The sequence below is a fragment of the Paenibacillus sp. P4_E11 genome, assembly GCF_056401635.1.
Genome location: NZ_JBFUIX010000354.1, coordinates 1 through 2205, shown reverse-complemented (window position 1 = coordinate 2205; position 2205 = coordinate 1). Strand labels below are relative to the sequence as shown.

Annotated in this window: 1 protein-coding gene; it reads left to right on the top strand. The window is 53.2% G+C overall.

All coding sequences use genetic code 11. From position 1 onward, the window contains the following. Window positions 1-55 precede the first annotated feature (55 nt). The coding region (locus AC1DWB_RS33905) for a right-handed parallel beta-helix repeat-containing protein (protein WP_477545478.1) at window positions 56-2205 on the top strand (2150 nt) is incomplete at its 3' end.

The following is a 2205-nucleotide window of genomic DNA, read 5'->3' as shown; positions in this document are numbered from 1 at the left end:
GATTATATTCGATCGGTATTTAAGCGATTTCATTACATAGTAGGAGGAATGTACGATGGACGATAACCATGTAAAGATGACCGGGCGAAGCGAGGAAGAGACACAAACCGGACGGAACGGCGCGATCAGCAGAAGAGCAGTGCTGGCTTCGCTTGGTATGGCAGGGGCTGCGGTCATAGGCTCGACGCTCGGCTCCGCTCATGCCAACGCCACTTCCGTATTGGAATCGGTATACGGAGATAATAAGAAACCGGATAAGCCGCCGAAAGAACCGAAGTTGRAGGACTACGGTAATACTGCGGTTCTGAAAAGCGTGGTTGATCTTCTCACCGCACCGATGACAGTTGACACCCTGTACATCCTGCAGGGATACCACGTGAATACGGATTTTGGCGGCGGCATGTTCTATTGGAACCCGGGCAAGCCAAAGAGCGAACATAACGGCGGGACCGTAATAAGCCCGACTGTTCCATGGGACGGATCCCGTGCAGGTCATTCCAACTTTCTTCTTGATGTCGGCGAGTTTCAGCCAGGCGGGCTTGGATGCTTCTGTCGTCCTGAACTCGAAAGCTATCCGGTGCAAATGTTCGGAGCGATAGCCGATTGGGATGGGGCAACTGGGTTCGATAACCGGATGGTAATAGAAACAACCGTCAAGTCTGTTTATAAGACTGTTATCCCGAAGGGGGATTATGGCGTCGCTGCCGAGGGATCCATTTTCATCCAAGGTTACAATAGCAAGCGAATCGAGGGTGAAGGAACGCTTCACAAGATGGGCCGCAAAGGAATTTTTTCGTTTAACACTTGCACGGACATTACGATCAGCGGGATCGGTATGGATGGACAGATCGTCCGCGATGAGGCTGAAGGCGGCAACATATGGGATAGAACGCGTCCTGCCGTCAATTATGCGTTTGCAGTATCCTTCGCCAGTTGCCACCATTGYGAGGTAAGCGGTACCCGCATCTATGATTTTGCTTGGGATGGGCTGATCGCACAGGGGAAAGTCGCGGTAGGCGGCGAGACGGCCACGCTCTCGACCGAGATTGTTTTCCGGAACAATAAAATCAGCTCGATTCGCGGGAGCCAAATTTGGCTCAAGGCCGTTCACGGGGCGGATATTAGCCGGAACAAGCTGTATAACCCGACCGACTTCGCTCAGAAAGCCAATGCGGTATTTCTCGTGGAGTGGTGCGAGGAAGTCACCGTCGCGCACAACCGAATGAACTTCATCGGGGACAACGCGGTCGGTATAGGCCAAATGCTGAACAACAATGAGTTTGCCCGCAACAAGCGTATTACCGTCGATCATAACCTGATCAAGACAACCCGTTACCACTCTATCTTGATCGCTCAGGGCGAAGATATCGACATTACGCATAACATCATTCACGAGGCCGGAGCCAAGTCCGTTATGCCGGGCATCAACTCGGTCGTTCTCACCGCCGCCATTACAATTTTGGCCGGAGGCGTAGAGCCCAGCAATGCGAGGGTTTCGGTCCAAGGCAACACGATCCGGCATCCGTACGAGTATGGAGTTTATGGATATGATCGATCCGGTACTTCTTTCGCCCAATCTTCCGAAGACATCTCTATAGAAGGCAACACGATAACCGGGGCGGGAAAGCTGCCTACGGCAACCCGGCTGGCAAGCGGCGGTATACTGACCCAATTCCAGAAGYCGGTCAAAATCGGTGGCAACGTCATCGACTACATCACGGGTGACGGAATCCGCGTCTTCGGCGATGCGGTTATAGCCGGAAACGTGCTGTCTCAGTTGATCGGATTCGGCATTAACGTGCCGGCCGACACGATATGGGGCAATACGGATCTCAGTTCGGCACTAACCGGCAACACGGTCAGAGATGCGACACGAACAGGGATCAGCGTAGCAGGACGCGATCAAATAACGCTAACCGGCAACACGACTATCCGATGCGGCAGAGACGTCAATCCGGGAACGGAGAACATAACGACAGCAACTCATTACGCCGGTATTTCTACATACAACATCAGGCTCGTACAAACCGGCGGCAACCATATGCGCGAATGCGGCTCCAGCGGCTTCGTGTCCCGACTGTGCGATTATGTGCATGACACCGGCTCTACAATGTCGGAGAACGGCCAAGTGTTTACCGTAAACAACTTGAAGAGCGGAGCATATCTGGAAGGCAGCGCAACGCGACTGGTCAAGGCGGCATTCCT